Raw genomic sequence first — 22,106 nt, 5'->3', positions numbered from 1 at the left:
AAAACGCTGTTTCTGTCGTTATTATGGTAGGGTTTATTAATACGAAACAGCGTAATTCAGGAGTAACCGAACGTTGGATGCCGCAGCAATTATTAGCCTTTTTATTTTGGGTTCCGTTCTCGTCACCTGCAGTATCTTACTCAGTTCATTCTCATCACGTCTCGGTATCCCAATTCTGGTGATATTTCTCGCTATCGGTATGTTAGCGGGTGTGGATGGTATTGGCGGCATACCTTTTGATAACTATCCTTTCGCCTACATGGTGAGTAACCTGGCACTGGCGGTTATCCTACTCGACGGTGGCATGCGCACTCAGGCCAGCTCTTTTCGCGTTGCGTTAGGCCCGGCGCTATCGTTGGCAACGGTCGGTGTGCTGATTACTTCCGGACTCACTGGCATGATGGCCGCGTGGCTGTTTCATCTGGATCTTATCGAAGGACTCCTGATTGGTGCGATTGTTGGTTCAACTGACGCCGCGGCGGTCTTTTCCCTGCTTGGCGGTAAGGGGCTTAACGAACGCGTTGGCTCTACGCTGGAAATTGAATCCGGTAGTAATGACCCGATGGCCGTGTTTTTGACCATCACACTCATCGCCATGATCCAAAATCACGAGACCGGTTTAAGCTGGATGTTCGCGGTGCACATTATCCAGCAGTTTGGCTTAGGAATCGCTATCGGTCTTGGCGGTGGATATATGCTCCAGCAGATGATTAACCGCATTTCTCTGCCTGCCGGACTGTATCCACTCTTGGCGTTAAGCGGTGGGATCCTGATTTTTGCCCTGACCACTGCGCTGGAAGGCAGCGGTATTCTGGCGGTTTATCTGTGTGGTTTCCTGCTGGGGAATCGCCCCATCCGCAACCGATTTGGTATCCTGCAAAACTTCGACGGTCTGGCCTGGCTGGCGCAAATCGCCATGTTCCTGGTGCTTGGACTGCTGGTTACGCCGTCCGACCTGCTGCCTATCGCAATCCCTGCGCTGATTTTGTCTGCGTGGATGATATTCATTGCCCGCCCGCTTTCGGTCTTCGCCGGACTGCTGCCGTTTCGTGGCTTTAATCTGCGCGAGCGTATTTTCATCAGTTGGGTGGGTTTGCGCGGCGCGGTGCCGATCATCCTCGCCGTCTTCCCAATGATGGCGGGCCTGGAGAACGCTCGCTTGTTCTTTAACGTCGCCTTCTTCGTGGTACTGATCTCGTTGCTGTTTCAGGGAACATCACTTTCATGGGCCGCGAAAAAAGCCAAGGTGGTGGTCCCTCCCGTCGGCTGGCCCGTTTCGCGCATTGGTCTCGATATTCACCCAGATAACCCGTGGGAGCAGTTTGTTTATCAGCTCAGCGCAGATAAGTGGTGTGTGGGTGCCGCGCTGCGCGACCTGCATATGCCGGAAGAAACGCGAATAGCCGCCCTGTTTCGTGACAACGAGCTGTTTCACCCCTCCGGCAGCACGCGTCTGCGCGAAGGCGACGTATTGTGTGTTATTGGTCGCGAGCGCGATCTCCCGGCTCTCGGCAAGCTATTCAGCCAGTCGCCACCGGTGTCGTTAGACCAGCGCTTCTTCGGTGATTTTATTCTTGAAGCCAGCGCGAAATATGCCGATGTGGCGCTGATTTATGGTCTGGATGATGGCACAGAGTATCGTGATAAGCAGCAAACGCTGGGTGAAATTGTCCAGCATCTGCTTGGTGCCGCGCCGGTCGTCGGTGACCAGGTGGAATTCGCTGGCATGATCTGGACGGTGGCCGAGAAGGAAGATAATGCAGTGCTGAAGGTCGGTGTTCGCGTTGCTGAAGACGAGGATGAGTAAAGCGGATGATGTTTGCCGGGTAGCGGCAGCGCCTTACCCGGCCTGTAAAATGCACTGAATCTACAGGCCCGATCAGCGCAGCGCCATCAGGCAACCCCATAAATGTTACACCGTCACAACCGGTACGCGCAGCGCCAAAGAACACATCAACTCGTAGCCCACCGTTCCTGCTGAGGTAGCTACATCGTCAATTTTAATCTCTTTGCCCCACAGCTCTACCGGTGTCCCGATCCCTGCCTGCGGGCACGGTGTCAGATCTACCGCCAGCATATCCATTGAGACTGTCCCTACCGTCCCGGTACGTACACCGTCCACCAGCACAGGCGTTCCGCTTGGCGCATGGCGCGGATAACCGTCTGCATAGCCGGTCGCCACTATTCCAATGCGCTGCTCGCCGCTGGCGGTGTAACGGCCACCGTAACCCACCCGATCGCCAGCTTTCAGCGTTTGTATGCCGATTATCTCGCTGCTCAGAGTCATCACTGGCTTCAGGCCGGTGTTGGCGATGTCCCGCCATTGTCCCGAAGGCGACGCGCCATACAAAATAATGCCCGGACGAACCCAGTCATAATGCGCTTCAGGGTGCCACAGCGTGGCGGCCGAATTCGACAGTGACCGTCTGCACTCCAGTCCTTCTGTTGCCAGCGCAATACGCGCCATTGCTTCCTGGATACCTTCCGGGTGCTCTGCATCTGCAAAATGCGACATCAGCGTCATTTCGCCGACGTTGGGCATCGCCCGCAGCTGTTGCCAGACCGTTGGAACTCTTTCCGGTAAAAACCCAAGCCGGTTCATACCGCTGTTCACCTTCAGGTAAACATCGAGCGGTGCTTTGAGGCGGGCATTCTGCAATGCTTTTAGCTGCCAGTTACTGTGTACACAGGTGGTCAGTCGATAATTGTCATATACCGTCAGGTCTTCAGCGTGGAAAAAACCCTCCAGCATGAGTATCGGGCCTTTCCATCCGCGCTCGCGCAGGGTTATCGCCTCTTCAAGATTGAGCATGGCAAAACCATCGGTTGTGCCCAGCGCATTCCAGACGCGTTCAATGCCGTGTCCATATGCATTGGCTTTCACCACCGACCAGACGCGAGCGTCCGGCGCTGCCTGGCGGGTAATGGTCAGATTTTGTTTCAACGCCTGCAGGTCAATGCTGGCCAGTATCGGGCGGGTCATCTCACGTCCTTATCAGTTATGTGCGCCATGTAAATGTCGTGGACGAGAGGGGGTAAACCCCGGACTGTAACGCGCCACGCTCAGATCGTCATAAGGTATGGCTGGCGTACGGCCAGAAAGGATATCGCTCAGCAACTGACCGGAACCGCAGGCCATGGTCCAGCCCAGCGTGCCGTGGCCGGTATTGAGCAGCAGATTCTTAAAGCGGGTGCGCCCCACCACCGGCGTACCGTCCGGCGTCATCGGACGCAGTCCAGTCCAGAAGGTTGCCTGCTCCACATGACCGCCGCGCGGGAAGAGATCGCGTACGACCATTTCCAGCGTTTCACGACGAGGTTGTAGCAGCTCTGTATTAAAACCGACAATCTCCGCCATGCCGCCAACCCGAATACGATTGTCAAAGCGGGTAATAGCGATTTTGTAAGTTTCATCAAGGATAGTAGAAACCGGCGCACCGTCGTCTTGCGCTACCGGAATAGTCAACGAATAGCCTTTGAGCGGATAGACCGGGATATCAACGATCCCTTTCAGCATCGCCGTGGAATACGAACCAAACGCCATCACATAGGCATCGGCTTTGATAATCTCTTCGCCGCACTGGACGCCATAAATCTGCTCACCATCGCTCAGCAGCTTATCGACCGGGGTGTTAAAGCGAAACTTAACGCCCGCCTGCTCCGCCATCTGCGCCAGACGCTGGGTAAACAACTGGCAGTCGCCGGTTTCATCATTCGGTAAACGCAGACCGCCGGTCAGTTTGTGCGCTACTTCTGCCAGTGCCGGTTCGACTTCCGCCAGACGATTTGCTTCCAGGAGCTGGTATGGCACGCCAGCGTCTTCGAGCACGGCGATGTCGCGAGTGGCGTTCTCATACTGTTGAGCGGTACGGAACAGTTGCAGGGTTCCGCCCTGACGTCCTTCATACTCAATACCGGTAGAGGCGCGCAGCGCTTTCAGACAATCACGGCTGTATTCCGCCAGTCGCACCATGCGTCCTTTATTTTCCATGTAGTGGCTGGTGTCGCAGTTGCGCAGCATCTGCCACATCCATTTCAACTGGAACTGGGTTCCGTCAAGACGAACGGCCAGCGGAGCGTGGCGCTGAAACATCCATTTGATTGCTTTAAGCGGTACGCCTGGTGCCGCCCATGGTGCCGCATAACCTGGAGATATTTGCCCCGCGTTCGCCGCACTGGTTTCCAGTGCCGGACCGGGCTCACGATCAATGACGGTGACATCGTGTCCAGCCTGACTTAAGTACCAGGCGCTGGTCACGCCAACGACACCACTTCCCAGTATGACAACTCGCATAGCCACTCCGTTAACAGTAAAAGAACAATCATCTAATTACATCTTGATAACTCAGTTGAAAATATTATTCAACATATGGCTTTTTTATGGTGACTTATCTCACATATAGCGGTGATGGCGGGGAACTCTCTGCTTTGGCATCTCCTGCTGTGCGTTATTTTTATCCAGCATAAAATTTTGCGACCATGCCGTTTTTCAACGCCTCGCTAACGAGAAATCGCAAAGAAAAAATTTCTGCCGCAGCACGTTTTTTAACACCATGATCTATGCTTGAAATGAGGTACTCCAGACAGAGAGTGCCGCCAACAATGAGGGTGCGCGAATGGCTACGATTGATTCCATGAACAAGGACAGCACACGGTTAAGCGATGGACCCGACTGGACGTTTGATCTGCTGGATGTCTATCTGGCAGAGATAGACCGCGTGGCGAAACTCTACAGACTGGATACCTACCCGCACCAAATCGAGGTGATCACCTCCGAACAGATGATGGACGCTTACTCCAGCGTCGGGATGCCGATCAACTATCCTCACTGGTCGTTTGGTAAAAAGTTTATTGAAACCGAGCGCTTGTATAAGCATGGTCAGCAGGGACTGGCCTATGAGATTGTTATCAACTCCAATCCGTGTATCGCGTATCTGATGGAGGAGAACACCATCACCATGCAGGCGCTGGTGATGGCGCATGCCTGCTACGGACACAACTCCTTCTTCAAAAACAACTACCTGTTTCGTAGCTGGACGGATGCCAGTTCCATCGTCGATTACCTAATCTTCGCACGAAACTATATAACCCAGTGTGAAGAACGCTACGGGGTGGATGAAGTCGAAAAGCTCCTCGACTCCTGCCATGCGCTGATGAACTACGGCGTTGACCGTTACAAACGCCCGCAAAAAATCTCCCTACAGGAAGAGAAAGCCCGGCAGAAAAGTCGTGAAGAGTATCTGCAAAGTCAGGTCAATATGTTGTGGCGCACGCTGCCGAAGAAAGAGGAAGAGAAAAGCGTGGCGGAAGCCCGGCGTTATCCCTCTGAGCCACAGGAAAACCTGCTGTATTTCATGGAGAAGAACGCCCCGCTGCTGGAGTCCTGGCAACGCGAAGTGCTGCGCATTGTACGCAAGGTCAGCCAGTATTTTTATCCGCAGAAACAGACGCAGGTGATGAACGAGGGCTGGGCCACTTTCTGGCATTACACCATCCTGAACCACCTTTATGATGAAGGTAAAGTCACCGAACGGTTTATGCTGGAGTTTCTGCATAGCCATACCAATGTGGTATTTCAGCCACCCTACAACAGCCCGTGGTATAGCGGGATAAACCCTTATGCCCTGGGGTTTGCCATGTTCCAGGATATCAAACGTATTTGTCAGTCGCCGACCGAGGAGGACAAATACTGGTTCCCGGATATAGCGGGTTCCGACTGGCTGGAAACCCTGCATTTCGCGATGCGCGATTTCAAAGATGAGAGTTTTATCAGCCAGTTCCTGTCACCGAAGGTAATGCGCGATTTCCGCCTGTTCACCGTGCTGGATGACGATCGTCACAACTATCTGGAGATTTCTGCGATTCATAACGAGGAAGGATATCGTGAGATCCGCAACAGGTTGTCGTCGCAATACAACCTGAGCAACCTGGAGCCGAATATTCAAATCTGGAATGTCGATCTGCGTGGCGACCGTTCGCTCACCTTGCGCTATATTCCGCATAACCGCGCACCGTTGGATAAAGGACGCAAAGAAGTGCTCAAGCATGTACACCGGCTTTGGGGTTTTGATGTGATGCTGGAGCAGCAGAATGAAGATGGCAGCGTGGAGCTGTTGGAGCGTTGTCCGCCAAGGATGAACGGTCTGTAAATCTTATTGCCGGAGGCGGCGTAAACACCTTATCCGGCCTACGAAGTGCATGCATTCCAGGCCGGATAAGACGCTTTGGCGTCGCCATCCGGCTTTGAGCGATTAACGGCCCTGAATCGCCAAATCGCCCGGCAGATTCTTCTGCATACGATGCCAAATCTCGCCACTGTCGTGACCGTAGCGGCGCACCGTTTCATACACCTGCTCATGAGCACCCTGCTCGCAGAGTTCTGACAGCTTGTGGTAGAAGCTCAGCGCCAGCGCGCGCGCTTCCGGGTTGGCAAAATAATGGCGACCAATGCGGGTATATAATCCTTTCATACCGTTAAGGATCAAACCGTAAATCGGATTGCCGGAGGCAAATGCCAGACCGCGAAAAATGTTATAGTCCAGATCGGCAAATGCGTCAGCGTGGTCAGCCACCTGATTTGCCGTCGCCAGAACCTCCTGTGCTTTATCAGGATGCTGGCGAAACGCAGTACGAACAAAGATCGTCGAAATATTGGTACGCACAGACAGCAGATTATCAATCAGCTGCGGGACACTCTCGTGATCGAGGCGCGCCAGCGTTTCAAGAATATTCAGCCCGGAGGTTTCCCAGAAGTTATTTACCTTCGTCGGTTTGCCGTGTTGAATGGTCAACCAGCCATCTCGCGCCAGACGCTGCAATACTTCGCGTAGCGTGGTACGTGTCACCCCAATAAGTTCGGAGAGTTCACGTTCAGCGGGCAAAATAGTGCCAGGTGGGAAGCGGTTATTCCAGATACTTTCAATGATGTACTCTTCCGCGAACCCAGCCGGGCTTTGCGCCTTAATGACCATAGTAAAAATTCCATTACACAGCAAAACATAGTTACACACATCATACCAGATGGGTATCTTAGCTGATAGCTGACGCAATGAAGAAAAAGTGGATCAAGGCTTCATTTTCCAAATAACGCTACAATACAGCCAACCTTGCCAGTCTTGTGAATAGCTTGCCTGTACTCCCTCCTCCCGCTAAGCTTTGCGGTCAAACATAAAAATATGATTTCATTTTTAAAGGTAGGGAAATCACCATGGAGCTATCATGGGGCCGCGCGATGTGGCGCAATTTTTTAGGTCAATCACCAGACTGGTACAAACTTGCACTGCTTGTCTTCTTAGTCGTTAACCCGATTATTTTTTTCATCAACCCTTTTATCGCCGGCTGGTTGCTGGTGGCCGAGTTCATTTTCACGCTGGCGATGGCGTTAAAATGCTACCCACTGCTGCCTGGCGGGCTGTTGGCTATCGAAGCTGTCATTATTGGTATGACCAGCGCCACACATGTTCGTGAAGAGGTTGCCGCAAACCTTGAGGTGTTATTGCTGCTGATGTTTATGGTGGCAGGCATCTACTTTATGAAGCAGTTGCTACTGTTTATTTTCACGCGTCTGCTACTCACTATTCGCTCCAAAACGCTGCTGTCGCTGGCATTTTGTGTTGCGGCCGCTTTCCTCTCGGCGTTCCTTGATGCGCTGACCGTCGTGGCCGTGGTAATCAGCGTTGCGGTCGGTTTTTATGGCATCTACCATCGCGTTGCCTCTTCCCGCGCGGAAGACAACAACATGCTCGATGACAGCCATATCGATCAGCACAATAAGGTCGTTCTTGAGCAGTTCCGTGGTTTTCTGCGTAGCCTGATGATGCACGCGGGTGTCGGTACGGCGTTAGGCGGCGTGATGACCATGGTGGGCGAGCCACAAAACCTGATTATCGCCAAAGCGGCTGGCTGGCATTTTGGCGACTTTTTCCTACGCATGTCGCCGGTTACCGTCCCGGTACTGATTTGCGGCCTGTTAACCTGTGTACTGGTCGAGAAATTGCGCTGGTTTGGCTATGGCGAAACGCTGCCGGAGACCGTTCGTGATGTCCTGCAACAGTTTGACGATCAGAGCCGCCAGCAACGTACCCGCCAGGACAAAATCAAACTGATTGTCCAGGCTATTATTGGCGTCTGGCTGGTAGTTGCGTTGGCCCTGCATCTGGCAGAAGTCGGATTGATCGGTTTGTCGGTCATCATTCTGGCAACCTCCTTGACGGGAGTCACCGACGAACATGCGATAGGTAAAGCCTTTACCGAGTCGCTGCCCTTCACCGCCCTGCTGACCGTGTTCTTCTCTGTTGTTGCGGTGATTATCGATCAACAGCTCTTTTCGCCGATCATTCAGTTTGTATTGCAATCCTCCGAACATGCCCAACTGACGCTGTTCTACCTCTTCAATGGCCTGCTGTCTTCTATTTCTGATAACGTATTTGTCGGCACCATTTACATTAACGAGGCCAAAGCCGCGCTGGAACAGGGGACCATCAGCCTCAATCAGTATGAGCTGTTAGCGGTGGCGATCAATACCGGGACCAACCTGCCTTCGGTGGCAACTCCGAACGGCCAGGCTGCATTCCTGTTCCTGCTGACCTCTGCACTGGCGCCGTTAATTCGCCTCTCGTATGGTCGCATGGTGTGGATGGCTCTGCCTTATACTCTCGTCCTGACGCTCGTCGGTCTGCTTTGCGTCGAGTTCACGCTTGTCCCGGTGACCGAGTGGATGACCCAAACGGGCTGGTTAGCTACACTTTCATAACAATTAACCGGGCAAATCACTGCCCGGTTTGACTTTTTGCATGATAATTATCCGATTACGCAAATTTTCAATTCCCGCTAGTGGCGCATAAAGTGAATTGGTTTAAACTGCGGTCTCTACGCATGTTGCAGGGAAATGATTATGTTGCGATTTTTAAACCAGTGCTCCCGAGGTCGTGGGGCATGGTTATTGTTGGCGTTAACCGCCTTTGCGCTGGAGCTCGTTGCGCTGTGGTTCCAGCACGTCATGCTGCTAAAACCTTGCGTGTTGTGTATTTACGAACGTAGCGCATTATTTGGCGTGATGGGTGCAGGGCTGGTGGGTGCTATTGCACCAAAAACACCGCTGCGCTATGTGGCGATGATAATCTGGATTTACAGTGCCTGGCGCGGACTTCAGTTAGCATATGAACACACCATGATTCAGCTGCACCCGTCCCCGTTTATGACCTGTGATTTTGCGGCACGCTTCCCAAGCTGGCTGCCACTGGACAAATGGCTGCCGCAGGTGTTTTTAGCGTCCGGTGACTGTGCTGAGCGCCAGTGGTCTTTTTTAACCCTGGAAATGCCGCAGTGGCTGTTGGGGATCTTCGCCGCCTACCTGGTAGTCGCCGTGCTGGTGGTGATAGCACAGCCGTTCAAACCGAAAAAACGTGACCTCTTCGGTCGCTAACAGAGACGCTCCTTCGGGAGCGTTTTTTTTGGCTTAAATTCATTGCCTGCTGGCATCTATAAGATGTATATTAAATACATCTTATAGATGCCACACCAAGGAGATGTCTTATGTCCCATTTACGCATCCCGGCAAACTGGAAAGTTAAACGCTCTACTCCCTTCTTTACCAAAGACAATGTCCCCGCAGCACTTCTTTCTCACCATAACACTGCAGCAGGCGTTTTTGGCCAGCTTTGTGTGATGGAAGGTACGGTAACGTATTACGGTTTTGCCAATGAAGACGCAAAAGAGCCTGAAGTAAAAGTGGTAATTAATGCCGGTCAGTTCGCGACCAGCCCGCCGCAGTACTGGCATCGCGTTGAATTAAGCGACGACGCCCAATTCAACATCAATTTCTGGGTTGAAGATGACAACCATGGAGATGAGATGTATCAGGCGAAAAAGTCTTAAGCCCTTACGCCTGCTAATCGATGGGCGGCTTAGTCCGCCCATGAAGGTTTGTTCAAAATATGATCCTGCCAGTCACGCACTTCCGATTCTTTCACCGCAATATGACGTACTGAAATACGCTCGCCGTGCATTGCCGCTTTGGACCCCGTCAGCAGTGGATGCCACTCCGGCAGCCCTTTACCTTCCGCTAACAGACGATAAGCACAGGTCATCGGCAGCCATTCAAAGGTAGGCAGATTGTCGCGAGTCAGTTTGATACAGTCAGGCTCATACTCGAATCGTCGCTCGTAATTACGACACTGACAGGTTTTGATATTGAGCTGCTTACACGCGACGTTGGTAAAATAAATTTCGTCGGTGTCTTCATCCATCAGCTTATGCAGGCAGCATTGACCACACCCGTCACATAATGACTCCCACTCGGCATCGGTCATTTCATCCAGGGTTTTACTTTGCCAGAAAGGTATGTCGCTCATCAGGGTATCCGCTATTGCAATAAAGCTGCACCTTATAACCAGTCTGGCACGCTGATGCAAGTTTTGCCGCCCGAAAAGGCGGCAAGAGGAGATTACAGCACGCGTGTCGTCAGCGTTTGACCATGAAAACTGATGGCCAGCTCATCGCCGCTGTTTAACGGTCCAACACCCGCTGGCGTCCCCGTCAGCACAACATCGCCCGCTTTGAGAGTAAAGAAACGGCTCATATAGGCAATCAAAGGAACGATTTGATGGATCATATCCGCCGTGGAGCCGTGCTGGCGTGTTTCACCGTTGACCGTTAACCCCAGCATCGTATCCTGCGGATCGCCGTTAAACTCGGCCACCGGAATAAACCCCGACAGCGGGCAAGAGTTATCAAAACCTTTCGCTTTTTCCCACGGTTGCCCCGCCTTCTTCATTTTGCCCTGAATATCACGCAAGGTCAGATCCAACGCGACGCCATAGCCCGCGATGGCTTTGCGCACATGTTCTTCCGTCGCCTGACGTAGGGTCGCGCCAATCAGTACCGCCAGCTCAACTTCATGGTGAACTGAACCCATATCAGATGGAATCACCAGCGGCTGGCGCAAATCGCACAGCGCAGTTTCCGGTTTGATAAACAACACCGGCTCTTCCGGAGGGGTTCCGCCCATCTCTTTAATATGGTTGGCATAGTTACTCCCTACGCAAACCACCTTACTCACCGGATAATCCAGCAGAGCACCATGCCAGTTATGATGTTGATACATTATTTTCCCCTAACGTAGTTATCGATTTCAGGTACTGCATCGATGGGGCGTGCTGCTGCCGGATGCAGTTTAACGTTTAGCGTCTGGTGTATTTTGTTTCGCCGCAGCCAGATGCTGTTTAAGTAAATCTTCTGGCGGTGGTGGTATTTGTAAATAATAGCCCTGCTCGGTGAGTGCCTGTTTTACTTTTTCCAGATCGGCATTAACGAGCTTTTTACGGCCATCAAGCGGCAGCATCATTGCCAGCGTCGGCTGACCAAATCCTTTCATCAGTTCTTCAGGAACTCGCGAGAAATCGTCTTTTTTTTCGACATATAAATAGGTCTGGTCACGTTTACTGCTTCGGTAGATCACACAAAACATATCTTTTACTCTGAATTCACGGAATGGTGGCTTGCCTCAATATAATACTGACTATAACATGCCTTATAGTCTTCGGAATATCACCCCGCGCTGGGGATGATAAATAGCAAATTGAGTAAGGCCAGGATGTCAAACACGCCAATCGAGCTTAAAGGCAGTAGCTTCACCTTATCAGTGGTTCACTTACATGAAGCAGAACCCGAGGTTATTCGTCAGGCGTTGGAAGACAAAATCGCGCAGGCACCTGCTTTTTTAAAACATGCTCCCGTCGTGGTTAACGTGAGTGGTCTTGAAAGCCCGGTAAACTGGTCAGCGTTGCAGAAAGTTGTCGCGTCTACTGGATTGCGCATTATCGGCGTTAGCGGATGCAAAGACGCCAGACTCAAGGCTGAAATCGACGAAATGGGTCTTCCTTTACTGACAGAAGGTAAAGAAAAAGCTATTCGTCCTGCGCCCGTTGAGGCCCCGGCTCACGTCGCTCCGCCGCAAAACGTTACTCCCATCACAAAAACACGATTAATAAATGTGCCGGTTCGTTCCGGTCAGCGCATTTATGCACCACAATGTGATCTGATTGTTACAAGCCACGTCAGTGCAGGCGCAGAGCTTATCGCTGATGGCAATATTCATGTTTATGGAATGATGAGAGGCCGTGCGTTGGCAGGCGCTAGCGGTGATCGGGAAGCGCAAATTTTTTGTACCCATCTGACGGCAGAACTGGTGTCTATCGCAGGTGTTTATTGGCTGAGTGATAAAATCCCAGCAGAATTTTATGGCAAAGCGGCACGTCTGCAATTAGCAGAGAACGCTTTGACAGTTCAACCGTTGAATTGATCCCTTTTTAACAAGGAATTTCTATGGCACGCATTATTGTTGTTACTTCGGGTAAAGGGGGCGTTGGCAAAACCACCTCCAGCGCGGCCATCGCTACAGGTTTGGCCCAGAAGGGAAAGAAAACTGTCGTTATTGATTTTGATATCGGCCTGCGTAACCTTGATCTGATTATGGGTTGTGAACGCCGCGTCGTTTATGACTTCGTCAACGTTATTCAGGGAGATGCGTCGTTAAATCAGGCGTTAATCAAAGATAAGCGTACCGAAAATCTCTTTATTCTTCCGGCCTCACAGACTCGCGATAAAGACGCGCTGACGCGTGAAGGCGTCGCGAAAGTTCTGGACGATCTGAAAACGATGGAATTCGACTTCATTGTCTGCGACTCTCCGGCGGGTATTGAAACCGGTGCGCTGATGGCCCTGTATTTTGCCGATGAAGCGATAATCACCACTAACCCGGAAGTTTCCTCTGTACGTGACTCTGACCGTATTCTGGGGATTCTGGCGTCGAAATCTCGTCGTGCGGAAAACGGTGAAGATCCGATTAAAGAGCATTTGTTGCTGACGCGCTACAACCCTGGCCGCGTAAATAAAGGTGACATGCTGAGCATGGAAGACGTACTGGAAATTCTGCGAATCAAGCTGGTTGGCGTGATTCCTGAAGATCAGTCAGTCCTGCGCGCGTCTAACCAGGGTGAGCCGGTTATTCTCGACATCAATGCTGATGCCGGTAAAGCCTATGCTGATACCGTAGACCGTCTGTTGGGAGAAGAACGTCCTTTCCGCTTCATTGAAGAAGAGAAGAAAGGTTTCCTCAAACGCCTGTTCGGAGGATAAGTTATGGCATTACTGGATTTTTTTCTCTCGCGGAAAAAGAGCACAGCGAACATCGCTAAAGAGCGACTGCAGATTATTGTTGCGGAACGCCGTCGTAGTGACGCCGAGCCACATTATTTACCGCAGTTGAGGAAAGATATTCTCGAGGTTATCTGCAAGTATGTACAAATTGATCCTGAAATGGTGACCGTACAACTTGAGCAAAAAGACGGCGATATTTCTATCCTCGAACTTAACGTGACATTGCCTGAAGCCGAAGAATCTAAATAACGGCTTTACTCAGAGAGTCATCGTTACAAAAAAGGCAGATTATTCTGCCTTTTTTATTTTCTGTTTCTTACCAACCTGTTGCACTTTTATTCCAAAGTAAACTTTGGATAGTTTTCGGTAAAATAGCGGCGCAAATACTCGACCGTAATACGGATTTTTGCCGACGTCGCCAGCCGGGAAACATACACCGCCCAAATATTTGCTGGTTGATAATACTCGGGCAATATGTGTATCAGGTTTCCGCTGGTAATGTTGTCGCAAACGTCCCACCATGACCGCAGGGCTATTCCCTGCCCATCAAGGCACCACTGATGTACCACTTCGCCATGATTAGATGACAGAGGCCCCGTAACTTTAATCGAATGATCGCCCTCTTTATTGCGCATTTGCCAGATACCAAACGGATGGTCGCGCTCTTTGATGACCAGACAAGGAAGAGTGGCAAGATCGTTGAGTTGCTTCGGCGTCCCATGCTGCGTCAAAAATTCCGGCGAGGCGCACAAAATACGGTAGTTAGTCGCCAGCTTGCGGGCAATCAGGTTCGGCGCGATATCATCCCCGATACGAATATCAAGATCGATGCCCTCATTCACCATATCCACCAGACGATCTTCAACATCGAACCTCAGTTCTAACTGCGGGTACTCTTTTGCCAGCGCCGACAGCGCCGGAGCCACCACCCGGCGGCCAAAACCAAAGCTACTAATAATACGTAGCATCCCCCGCGGGACCTGCCTGGCATCAGAAAGCTCGTCCATCATTTGATCGACATCCTGTAGGATCCGCTGCGCCCATTCGTAGATCCGCTCCCCCTCTTCCGTGATGGTTACGCGCCGCGTTGTTCGATGCAGCAGCACAACATTCAGCGTTTGCTCCAGCAGGGCAACGCGCTTACTGATAAAAGCCGGTGATACGCCCAGTTCCTCGGCAACAGCGGCAAATCCTGCACGACGGGCAACCAGCATAAAGACGCGTAAATCTTTTAGCAGCGGCAGATTATTCATGATCTGTGTTTTATGTTTCACCAGTTAGGGGGATTAACTATTAATCAGTCAATTATAGGATAAGGGGAAAGTCAATTTTGATGGCGCACAAGTGAGAGCTGCTATGAAGAAAACCTGGCGTATCGCCGCTATCCCCGGAGATGGCATTGGTAAAGAAGTCCTGCCTGAGGGCATTCATGTTTTGCAGGCAGCCGCCGAGCGTTGGGGGTTGTCGCTCAGCTTTGAGCAAATGGAATGGGCCAGCTGCGAATACTACGCCCATCACGGCAAAATGATGCCCGATGACTGGCATGAGCAGTTGCAATCCTTCGATGCTATCTATTTTGGCGCGGTTGGCTGGCCGGACACCGTGCCTGACCACATCTCATTATGGGGTTCGCTGCTTAAGTTTCGCCGCGAATTTGACCAGTACGTCAACCTGCGACCGGTGCGCCTGTTTCCGGGAGTTCCTTGCCCACTGGTTGGCAAGCAGCCTGGCGACATTGATTTCTACGTCGTACGCGAAAACACCGAGGGAGAATACTCTGCCCTCGGCGGACGCGTGAGCGAAGGTACTGAACACGAGATGGTGATCCAGGAGTCGGTCTTCACCCGCCGTGGCGTCGACCGAATTTTGCGTTTTGCCTTTGAACTGGCACAAAGTCGCCCACGCAAAACGTTGACTTCGGCGACCAAATCCAATGGGCTGGCCATCAGCATGCCCTACTGGGATGAACGCGTCGAAGCGATGGCGTCACACTATCCTGAGATCCGCTGGGATAAACAGCATATTGATATTCTGTGCGCCCGCTTTGTCATGCAGCCTGAGCGATTTGACGTCGTGGTTGCTTCCAACCTGTTTGGTGACATCCTCTCCGATCTCGGTCCAGCCTGTACCGGAACGATTGGCATTGCGCCTTCTGCCAACTTAAATCCGGAACGCACCTTCCCGTCCCTGTTCGAGCCGGTACACGGTTCGGCCCCGGATATCTACGGTCAGAATATCGCCAACCCTATAGCGACTATCTGGGCTGGAGCCATGATGCTCGACTTCCTTGGCAACGGTGATGCCAACTATAAAGCCGCCCACGACGGTATTCTGGCGGCAATTGAGCAGGTCATTGCCAGCGGCCCGAAAACGCCAGATATGAAAGGCTGCGCCACCACCCAACAGGTAGGTGAAGCCATTCGTCAGGCACTGTGTCGCTAACTCAAATCCGATTAAAAACGGGAGCGCCAGCTCCCGTTTTTTTAGGTTTTCTACTGTGGGTATTCCTGCAGCAGCGCGTTGAGTCGTTCTGCCATCAACTCGCCACGCCAACCGGAAATCAGTTCCGGCAGGGACTGCTGCGGCTTTAATTTCCAGTGCCAGTTGAGCAACTGGTTAATCTGACGACGCGAAGCAAGCAGCTCGACGCTAAGATTATGTTCCGCACTCACTTCAGTAACCAGCGTCTTAATGGCTTTGAACGCCTTGCGATAGCCTGGCATATCCATCAAATTCAGCAGCGGCTGCGGCAGCGACTCTTCCGGTAAGGCCTGTGCCTTCTCTACCAGGGAGATCAGCGTCTTGCCGTGGAAGCGAATTTCACTGCCGGAAAGTCCCAGACTATCCAGCTCACCCAGACTCCCTGGCATATAACGAGCGACCGACCACAGGTGTTCTTCACGCACCACAAAGTTCACCGCCAGATCGCGCTCACGAGCTTTACGCAGTCGCCAGTCGGCAAGCAGTTGCAGGCAGGCCAACTGACGGGTACGCAGTTGCCAGGCGTTGGTGATGTCGCGCCATGCGTCTTCAGGTGCCAGAACCTCCTGGCGACGCTGCTGCATTAAGCGACATTCGTCCAGTGCGGCTGGCAGCCAGCCGCTGGCTTCAGTTTCGACCATCAGTTTTGTGGTGATCGGTAATAGATACCAGACATCAGCCGCCGCGTACTCACACTGACGCTCGGTCAGCGGTCTGGCCAGCCAGTCGGTACGCGACTCGCTTTTGTCGAGCGCCACGCCCGTAAACTCTTCCACCATCGCGGCAAAGCCCCACGACAGCGGACGACCGCAAAAAGCAGCCAGAATTTGCGTATCAATCAACGGCTGCGGCAGTTCGCCAAAAGTGTTGAGAAACACTTCCAGATCTTCGCTACCTGCATGTAGGAATTTGGTGATGGCAGTATCACGCAGAATATCGCGCAGCGGCGACCAGTCGGTGATCCCCTGCGGATCAATCAGAGCAACGTGTTTGCCATCAAACAGCTGGATCAGCCCCAACTGCGGATAATAGGTACGCGTGCGAACAAATTCTGTATCCAGGGCTATCGCCGGAAATTCACGGACGGCTTCGCACAGCGTGGCCAACGCGTCGTCCGTGGTGATCATTTGATAATTCAAATCGTGCTCTCTTAGGTTTGCGCCAAAAAAAACGCCGGATTACCCGGCGTTTTCTGCTGGCTGACTTAACGCTCAGCCTTTATTGTCCACTTTGGCGCGCGCTTCGTCACGTAATTCTCGTCGCAAAATTTTACCGACGTTAGATTTCGGCAACTCATCGCGAAACTCCACCAGCTTCGGTACTTTATAGCCCGTCAGGTGACGACGACAGAAAGTGACCAGCGCTTCATCGGTTAACGAGGCGTCTTTCTTCACCACGAAAATTTTTACCGCTTCACCGCTGCTGCCGGACGGAACACCAACCGCAGCCACTTCCTGCACGCCAGGATGTTGCATAACCACGTCTTCAATTTCGTTCGGATAGACGTTAAAGCCGGACACGAGGATCATGTCCTTCTTACGATCGACAATACGCAGGAAGCCTTCATCATCCATCACTGCAATATCGCCGGTGTGCAGCCAGCCGTCTTTGACGATTTCGTCAGTGGCGTCTGGTCGCTGCCAGTAACCCAGCATCACCTGCGGGCCTTTCACGCAGAGCTCCCCCGGTTCTCCCGGCGGCACTTCGTTGTCGTCGTCGTCCACCAGCTTGACCTCGGTGGAAGGCACCGGTAACCCGATACTGCCGCTGTGGTAGTCGATATCGTGAGGGTTGACGCTTACCAACGGCGCGCACTCCGTCAGGCCGTAGCCTTCCAGCAGATACTGACCTGTCAGCTTCACCCAACGTTCAGCTACCGCCTGTTGAACCGGCATTCCGCCGCCTGCCGAGAGGTGGAGTGAAGAGAAATCCAGTTGCTGGAACTCTTTGTTATTCAGCAGCGCGTTAAACAGCGTATTGACGCCGGTCATCGCGGTAAATGGATACTTCGCCAGCTCTTTTACCAGCCCCGGAATATCACGCGGGTTAGTAATCAGCAGGTTTTGACCACCTAGCTCAATAAACAGCAGGCAGTTCATCGTTAGCGCAAAAATGTGATACAGCGGTAGGGCCGTTACCACCAGCTCTTTACCCGGATGCAGCAACGGGCCATAGGTGGCGTTAACCTGCTCCAGGTTAGCCAGCATGTTGCGGTGTGTAAGCATCGCGCCTTTCGCCACGCCGGTTGTCCCGCCAGTATATTGCAGGAACGCCAAATCTTCCGACACGACTTCGGGCTTCACATACTGCATGCGATAACCGTTTTGCAGCGCACTGCGAAACGAGATGGCATCCGGCAGGTGATATTTCGGCACCAGGCGCTTGATATACTTGACGACGAAGTTAACCAGCGTCCCTTTGGCGGTGGACAGCTGATCGCCCATACGCGTCAGGATCACGTGTTGCACAGACGTTTTGTCTACTACTTTTTCCAGCGTGTGGGCAAAGTTAGATACGATGACAATCGCCGACGCACCGCTATCGTTGAGCTGATGTTCCAGCTCGCGAGGCGTGTACAGCGGATTTACGTTCACGACGATCATGCCGGCACGTAAAATCCCAAACAGTGCGACCGGATATTGCAGCAGATTCGGCATCATCAGCGCGACGCGATCGCCCTTTTTCAGCCCGAGCCCCTGTTGCAAATAAGCGGCAAACGCACGGCTACGCTCTTCAAGCTTGCGGAAGGTCATCACCTCCCCCATGTTTACAAACGCGGGCTGATCGGCATACCGTCTTACTGAGTGTTCAAAGAGTTCCACCAGGGATTGATAACGGTCAGGATTGATCTCCGCAGGAACACCAGCGGGATAACGGTTAAGCCAAACCTTTTTCAATACATCACCTCTAAAATGCGTATTCGTCGTCATCACAACCCCAGGCAATAAACAAACTGTTAACATAATATTAACTCAGCGTACCAGTTTGTTTATTACGCAACGACAAGGTTGCGAAGCACGTCACTATTTATTTTTCTTATATCCACGTTAATGCAGAAACAGCGGACGGGCCGCTGTTTCTTTTACCGATAAAACAAAGAGTTACTCTGTTACTATGGTCTGAACCTGTGCCGGGCCGGGATTGTACCAGCCCCATCCACCATAGCCACCGTAAGGCCAGCCACGCGCACCGTAGAACCAGGGGTCGATAGGCTGAGGCGGCATGACAATCTGCTGAGTAATATGCCAGCGTTTATAACCGGTTACCTGCATCAGCATGAATTTATACGGCGTATTACCAATTTTTCCGTCCACCGTACCGCTAATCGGGCCGACGACGGTGACCAGTTGCCCGCGAAAGTCCACCGGGTCGAGGAAGCCATTTACATCAGCATAAATCCGCCCGCGAGAGGCTTCACCCAACACTGGACGCGCACCACTATCGAGCGGAACGGTGGCAATTTCCAGACGGGATTTTCCCTGCTGGTTCTGAATGTCCACCACTTTGCCACCAAAACGCGCTTCCTGTCCGACATACAGCTGCGGCGCATTCATCACCCGCACCAGATCCTGCTGCGGCATCGGGCTCGAACCTTTAATCGCATCCGGTATGGTGACGCAGCCGCTAAGCATTAACGCCAAGGCCCCCGCCAACACACCTTTCAATAACTGCTTTTGCACCGCCATATTGCGACTCCCTTTTCTTAGCTTCTGCCCCGGCCTGTTCACAACGCTGTGCACCGACGTCTATGAAAATAAACCGGGGATGTACTACTAAGATTCATTCTTTACCGGGAAGTTTCTTCCACGCCACGGTGTTACGTAAATAAACCGGTTCCGCGTGTTCGACCGCTACGGTCTTACCCGCAGCCAGCATTTGCATGGCGACAGGCAGCATATCTTCAGCCGCAGGAAGCAGCACGTCACCATCGCTGAGCGTCAGACCGCTATCTTTACCAAGCTCAGGCCAGGCTGGCCACCCCGTCCCAACAGTTACCCACTCGCCAGAAAGCTGCAGTAAACGCTCATGTACCTGCTCGGGGGTTAACACCGCTTCGGTTTCTTCACCGTGCCAGTTGCCGTTGTCATCACGCTGGTATTCGGCCCAGTAGACTTCGCCCATTCGCGCGTCAATCGCCGCCAGTACACGAGTCGCGCCCGACTTACGCCAGGCGCCCTGCGCCATGGTCGCCAGGGTGGAGACGCCGATCATCGGTAAGTTTGCGCCTAACGCCAGCCCCTGAGCAATGCCAATACCGATACGCACGCCGGTGAAACTGCCGGGACCCCGACCAAACGCCAGGGCGTCGATATCGGTTAACGTGAGATCGTCAGCGGCCAGGATTTCCTGAACCATCGGTAAAATTCGTTGGGTGTGTTCTCGTGGGCAAAGCTCAAAGTGAGCCTTGATAGTACCGTCATTCCACAGGGCAACAGAGCACGCCTCTGTGGCGGTATCGATAGCCAGAATTCGCATGGGTGTTTGTGATCAGATCAATAAATTTGGCGCGCATCTTACCACACTCCGTAACAAATTACTCAGTCGTTGGTATGGCAAGAAAGCGAACCGCGCGAGCTATGTCACGCGTCCGCGGCGCAGGAGGAAGACTCGCCAGGAAGGTGGCGCCGTATGGCCGCATAACCAGACGATTGTCGCAAATCACCAACACGCCGCGATCGTCGGCATCACGTATCAGACGCCCTACCCCCTGCTTCAGGGTGATGACCGCATCCGGCAACTGGACGTCTTCAAACGGATCGCCGCCGCGCAGTCGACAATCCTCCATTCGGGCTTTTAACAGCGGGTCGTCCGGCGAGGTAAACGGCAGTTTGTCGATTATCACCAGCGACAGCGTATCACCGCGCACGTCCACGCCTTCCCAGAAGCTGCTAGTGGCAACCAGTAGCGCATTACCTGCGCTGACAAACTGCTGTAACAGTTGCCCTTTACTGGTTTCGCCCTGCAGCAGAACGGGAAGCGTCATGGTGGCGCGGAATTGTTCCGCCAGATCGCGCATCATCGCGTGCGAAGTGCACAGCATAAAGCAGCGACCGTTGTTCGCTTCAATAATAGGTCGCAGCATGGATGCTAACTGGCGTGCAGCCCCCGGCTGGTTGGTTTGCGGGAGATTACGCGGCACGCATAGCAGCGCCTGGCGCGTGTAATCAAATGGACTCGGCAATAACATCGACTCGGCATCTTCAATCCCCAACCTCGCGGTGAAATGATGAAGGTCATCGTTTACCGACAACGTCGCGGAAGTAAAAATCCAGCAGCCCGGCTTTTGTTCCATCACTTCTTTGAATTTATCCGCCACAGTGAGCGGCGTCAGCGCGAGAGTGAAATGGCGGGAGGTGCATTCATACCAGTAGCTGAAGCCTGGCTGGTTGATCTCTTTCAGACGCTTCAGGCGCGCACGGTAAAGTGTGGCGCGTTCAAACGCGGCATCCAGCAACGCCGAACGCCCAAGAGACAGCTTCGCCACGTCATAACATAGCTCCAGCGTGTCATCGAGCAGCAAAAACGCGCGTTGTACGCGCTGGTCGGCCAGCAGTTCCCGCAGGTTTCCGCGATAGCCCGGCTCACCAAGTTGCAAGCGGAAGTCCTGAGCGCTTTGTGCAAGGCGATCGGCGCACTTTTGCAACTGCTGAGTGTCTTTCAGCTCGGTGCGATAGGCAATGGTGATGTCTTTCGCCAGGTCTAACAGCTGGCGACTGGAGAGCGATTGACCAAAGTACTGGCTGGCGATATCCGGTAGCTGATGCGCTTCATCGAAGATCATTACATCAGCTTCCGGGATCAATTCGCCAAACCCGCTTTCTTTTACCACCATATCAGCGAGAAACAGATGGTGGTTAACCACGACGACATCCGCATCCATCGCTTTTTTACGCGCTTTCACGACAAAACACTCTTTATATAGCGGGCAGTCGCTGCCCAGACAGTTGTCATTAGTGCTGGTGACCAACGGCCAGGCCTGAGAGTCTTCCGCCACGCTGACGCAGGTGCTGATGTCCCCATCAAGGGTTTGATTTGACCAGGAGCGCAGCAGGATAACGTCGCTTAACGTTTGTACCGGCAAGTCACCACCCGCCAGCGCCTGCTGTTCGAGACGCTCAAGGCACAGATAGTTTGAACGCCCTTTCAGCAGCGCCAGTTTACCGGTGAACTTTAGTGCCTTAGCGACGGTCGGGAGATCGCGGCTGTATAGCTGATCCTGCAACGCCTTCGAGCCCGTGGAGACAATGACCTTCTTTCCGGCACGCAGCGCTGGGGCAAGATAAGCATAGGTTTTACCCGTCCCGGTTCCGGCTTCTACCACCAACGGTTGTGATTTTTCGATGGCATGACTGACGGCGATGGCCATCTGCCGCTGTGGTTCTCGCGGTTTAAAACCCGGTATCGCTTTAGCCAACTGACCGTCTGCTGCAAAATCGTCCGTCACACTGCCCCCTGTTCATTTGAAC

The 22,106-nt window shown here is 52.8% G+C and carries 21 protein-coding genes; 9 read left to right on the top strand and 12 right to left on the bottom strand.

Translation table 11 applies throughout. The features are described 5' to 3' along the window. The first annotated feature begins 73 nt into the window (after positions 1 to 73). On the top strand, positions 74 to 1,807 hold the full coding sequence (locus SK39_RS21595) for a potassium/proton antiporter (protein WP_032935411.1): 1,734 nt from the start codon (positions 74 to 76) through the stop codon (positions 1,805 to 1,807). A gap of 105 nt (positions 1,808 to 1,912) precedes the next feature. Here the strand turns inward: SK39_RS21595 and dadX are convergent, their stop codons facing one another. Further along, on the bottom strand, positions 1,913 to 2,983 hold the full coding sequence (gene dadX / locus SK39_RS21590) for a catabolic alanine racemase DadX (RefSeq protein ID WP_003020922.1): 1,071 nt from the start codon (positions 2,981 to 2,983) through the stop codon (positions 1,913 to 1,915). Positions 2,984 to 2,995: 12 nt separating this feature from the next. Next, entirely contained in the window at positions 2,996 to 4,294 is a 1,299-nt protein-coding gene (locus SK39_RS21585) for a D-amino acid dehydrogenase (RefSeq protein WP_003841565.1), read from the bottom strand. Positions 4,295 to 4,616: 322 nt separating this feature from the next. Between SK39_RS21585 and SK39_RS21580 the strand changes: the two genes are divergently transcribed. Further along, positions 4,617 to 6,149 (top strand): SpoVR family protein, encoded by a 1,533-nt coding sequence (locus SK39_RS21580; RefSeq protein WP_003844058.1) that lies wholly within the window; start codon positions 4,617 to 4,619, stop codon positions 6,147 to 6,149. 102 nt (positions 6,150 to 6,251) lie between these two features. On the opposite strand, the gene fadR is transcribed toward SK39_RS21580, so the two are convergent. Next, the gene (gene fadR, locus SK39_RS21575; protein ID WP_003020931.1) at positions 6,252 to 6,971 is read right to left on the bottom strand and encodes a fatty acid metabolism transcriptional regulator FadR; all 720 of its coding nucleotides are present in this window, start codon (positions 6,969 to 6,971) and stop codon (positions 6,252 to 6,254) included. A gap of 236 nt (positions 6,972 to 7,207) precedes the next feature. Between fadR and nhaB the strand changes: the two genes are divergently transcribed. From nhaB to SK39_RS21560, 3 genes are all read left to right on the top strand, one after another. Continuing rightward, positions 7,208 to 8,752: a Na(+)/H(+) antiporter NhaB gene (gene nhaB, locus SK39_RS21570; protein ID WP_003020934.1), complete on the top strand. Its 1,545-nt coding sequence runs from the start codon at positions 7,208 to 7,210 to the stop codon at positions 8,750 to 8,752. 141 nt (positions 8,753 to 8,893) lie between these two features. Next, positions 8,894 to 9,424 carry a disulfide bond formation protein DsbB gene (gene dsbB / locus SK39_RS21565; RefSeq protein WP_003844060.1) on the top strand — a complete coding sequence of 177 codons (531 nt, stop codon included), beginning with the start codon at positions 8,894 to 8,896 and terminating at the stop codon, positions 9,422 to 9,424. Positions 9,425 to 9,534: 110 nt separating this feature from the next. Then, positions 9,535 to 9,876, top strand: coding sequence for a TehB family protein (locus tag SK39_RS21560; RefSeq protein WP_003020940.1), 342 nt, complete (start codon positions 9,535 to 9,537; stop codon positions 9,874 to 9,876). 29 nt (positions 9,877 to 9,905) lie between these two features. Here the strand turns inward: SK39_RS21560 and SK39_RS21555 are convergent, their stop codons facing one another. From SK39_RS21555 to SK39_RS21545, 3 genes are all read right to left on the bottom strand, one after another. Then, complete coding sequence (locus SK39_RS21555) at positions 9,906 to 10,352, bottom strand: YcgN family cysteine cluster protein (RefSeq protein WP_003020944.1); 447 nt, start codon at positions 10,350 to 10,352, stop codon at positions 9,906 to 9,908. Between the two features lie 92 nt (positions 10,353 to 10,444). Continuing rightward, positions 10,445 to 11,104 (bottom strand): fumarylacetoacetate hydrolase family protein, encoded by a 660-nt coding sequence (locus tag SK39_RS21550; protein WP_003020947.1) that lies wholly within the window; start codon positions 11,102 to 11,104, stop codon positions 10,445 to 10,447. Positions 11,105 to 11,173: 69 nt separating this feature from the next. Next, positions 11,174 to 11,467, bottom strand: a complete 294-nt coding sequence (locus SK39_RS21545; protein ID WP_003020949.1) for a YcgL domain-containing protein — start codon at positions 11,465 to 11,467, stop codon at positions 11,174 to 11,176. Positions 11,468 to 11,593: 126 nt separating this feature from the next. Between SK39_RS21545 and minC the strand changes: the two genes are divergently transcribed. The 3 genes from minC to minE are packed head-to-tail and all read left to right on the top strand — an operon-like array spanning position 11,594 to position 13,407. After that, positions 11,594 to 12,301, top strand: coding sequence for a septum site-determining protein MinC (gene minC / locus SK39_RS21540; RefSeq protein ID WP_003844062.1), 708 nt, complete (start codon positions 11,594 to 11,596; stop codon positions 12,299 to 12,301). Between the two features lie 23 nt (positions 12,302 to 12,324). Next, the gene (minD, locus tag SK39_RS21535) at positions 12,325 to 13,137 is read left to right on the top strand and encodes a septum site-determining protein MinD (RefSeq protein ID WP_003020956.1); all 813 of its coding nucleotides are present in this window, start codon (positions 12,325 to 12,327) and stop codon (positions 13,135 to 13,137) included. 3 nt (positions 13,138 to 13,140) lie between these two features. Next, the gene (minE, locus tag SK39_RS21530; RefSeq protein WP_001185666.1) at positions 13,141 to 13,407 is read left to right on the top strand and encodes a cell division topological specificity factor MinE; all 267 of its coding nucleotides are present in this window, start codon (positions 13,141 to 13,143) and stop codon (positions 13,405 to 13,407) included. Positions 13,408 to 13,493: 86 nt separating this feature from the next. Here the strand turns inward: minE and SK39_RS21525 are convergent, their stop codons facing one another. After that, a complete protein-coding gene (locus SK39_RS21525; protein ID WP_032935407.1) occupies positions 13,494 to 14,411 on the bottom strand; it encodes a LysR family transcriptional regulator in 918 nt (305 codons plus the stop codon). A gap of 103 nt (positions 14,412 to 14,514) precedes the next feature. Here SK39_RS21525 and SK39_RS21520 point away from each other — a divergent pair, with 103 nt between their 5' ends. Then, positions 14,515 to 15,600: a tartrate dehydrogenase gene (locus tag SK39_RS21520; RefSeq protein WP_032949464.1), complete on the top strand. Its 1,086-nt coding sequence runs from the start codon at positions 14,515 to 14,517 to the stop codon at positions 15,598 to 15,600. Between the two features lie 50 nt (positions 15,601 to 15,650). Here SK39_RS21520 and rnd read toward each other — a convergent pair whose 3' ends face one another. The 5 genes from rnd to SK39_RS21495 form a co-directional block, all read right to left on the bottom strand. Then, on the bottom strand, positions 15,651 to 16,766 hold the full coding sequence (gene rnd, locus SK39_RS21515) for a ribonuclease D (protein WP_008322612.1): 1,116 nt from the start codon (positions 16,764 to 16,766) through the stop codon (positions 15,651 to 15,653). An 84-nt stretch (positions 16,767 to 16,850) separates the two neighbouring features. Further along, the gene (gene fadD / locus SK39_RS21510; protein WP_003020970.1) at positions 16,851 to 18,536 is read right to left on the bottom strand and encodes a long-chain-fatty-acid--CoA ligase FadD; all 1,686 of its coding nucleotides are present in this window, start codon (positions 18,534 to 18,536) and stop codon (positions 16,851 to 16,853) included. Between the two features lie 204 nt (positions 18,537 to 18,740). Continuing rightward, entirely contained in the window at positions 18,741 to 19,325 is a 585-nt protein-coding gene (locus SK39_RS21505; protein WP_003020975.1) for a Slp family lipoprotein, read from the bottom strand. Positions 19,326 to 19,419: 94 nt separating this feature from the next. Then, the gene (gene tsaB, locus SK39_RS21500) at positions 19,420 to 20,115 is read right to left on the bottom strand and encodes a tRNA (adenosine(37)-N6)-threonylcarbamoyltransferase complex dimerization subunit type 1 TsaB (protein WP_048217484.1); all 696 of its coding nucleotides are present in this window, start codon (positions 20,113 to 20,115) and stop codon (positions 19,420 to 19,422) included. A gap of 58 nt (positions 20,116 to 20,173) precedes the next feature. Further along, positions 20,174 to 22,084, bottom strand: coding sequence for a DNA repair helicase YoaA (locus SK39_RS21495; protein ID WP_003020980.1), 1,911 nt, complete (start codon positions 22,082 to 22,084; stop codon positions 20,174 to 20,176). Positions 22,085 to 22,106 lie beyond the last annotated feature (22 nt).

This window comes from Citrobacter sp. BIDMC107 (assembly GCF_001037575.1).
GTDB classification, from domain to species: Bacteria; Pseudomonadota; Gammaproteobacteria; order Enterobacterales; family Enterobacteriaceae; genus Citrobacter; species Citrobacter freundii.
This window is presented reverse-complemented; position numbering and strand designations above follow the sequence as displayed.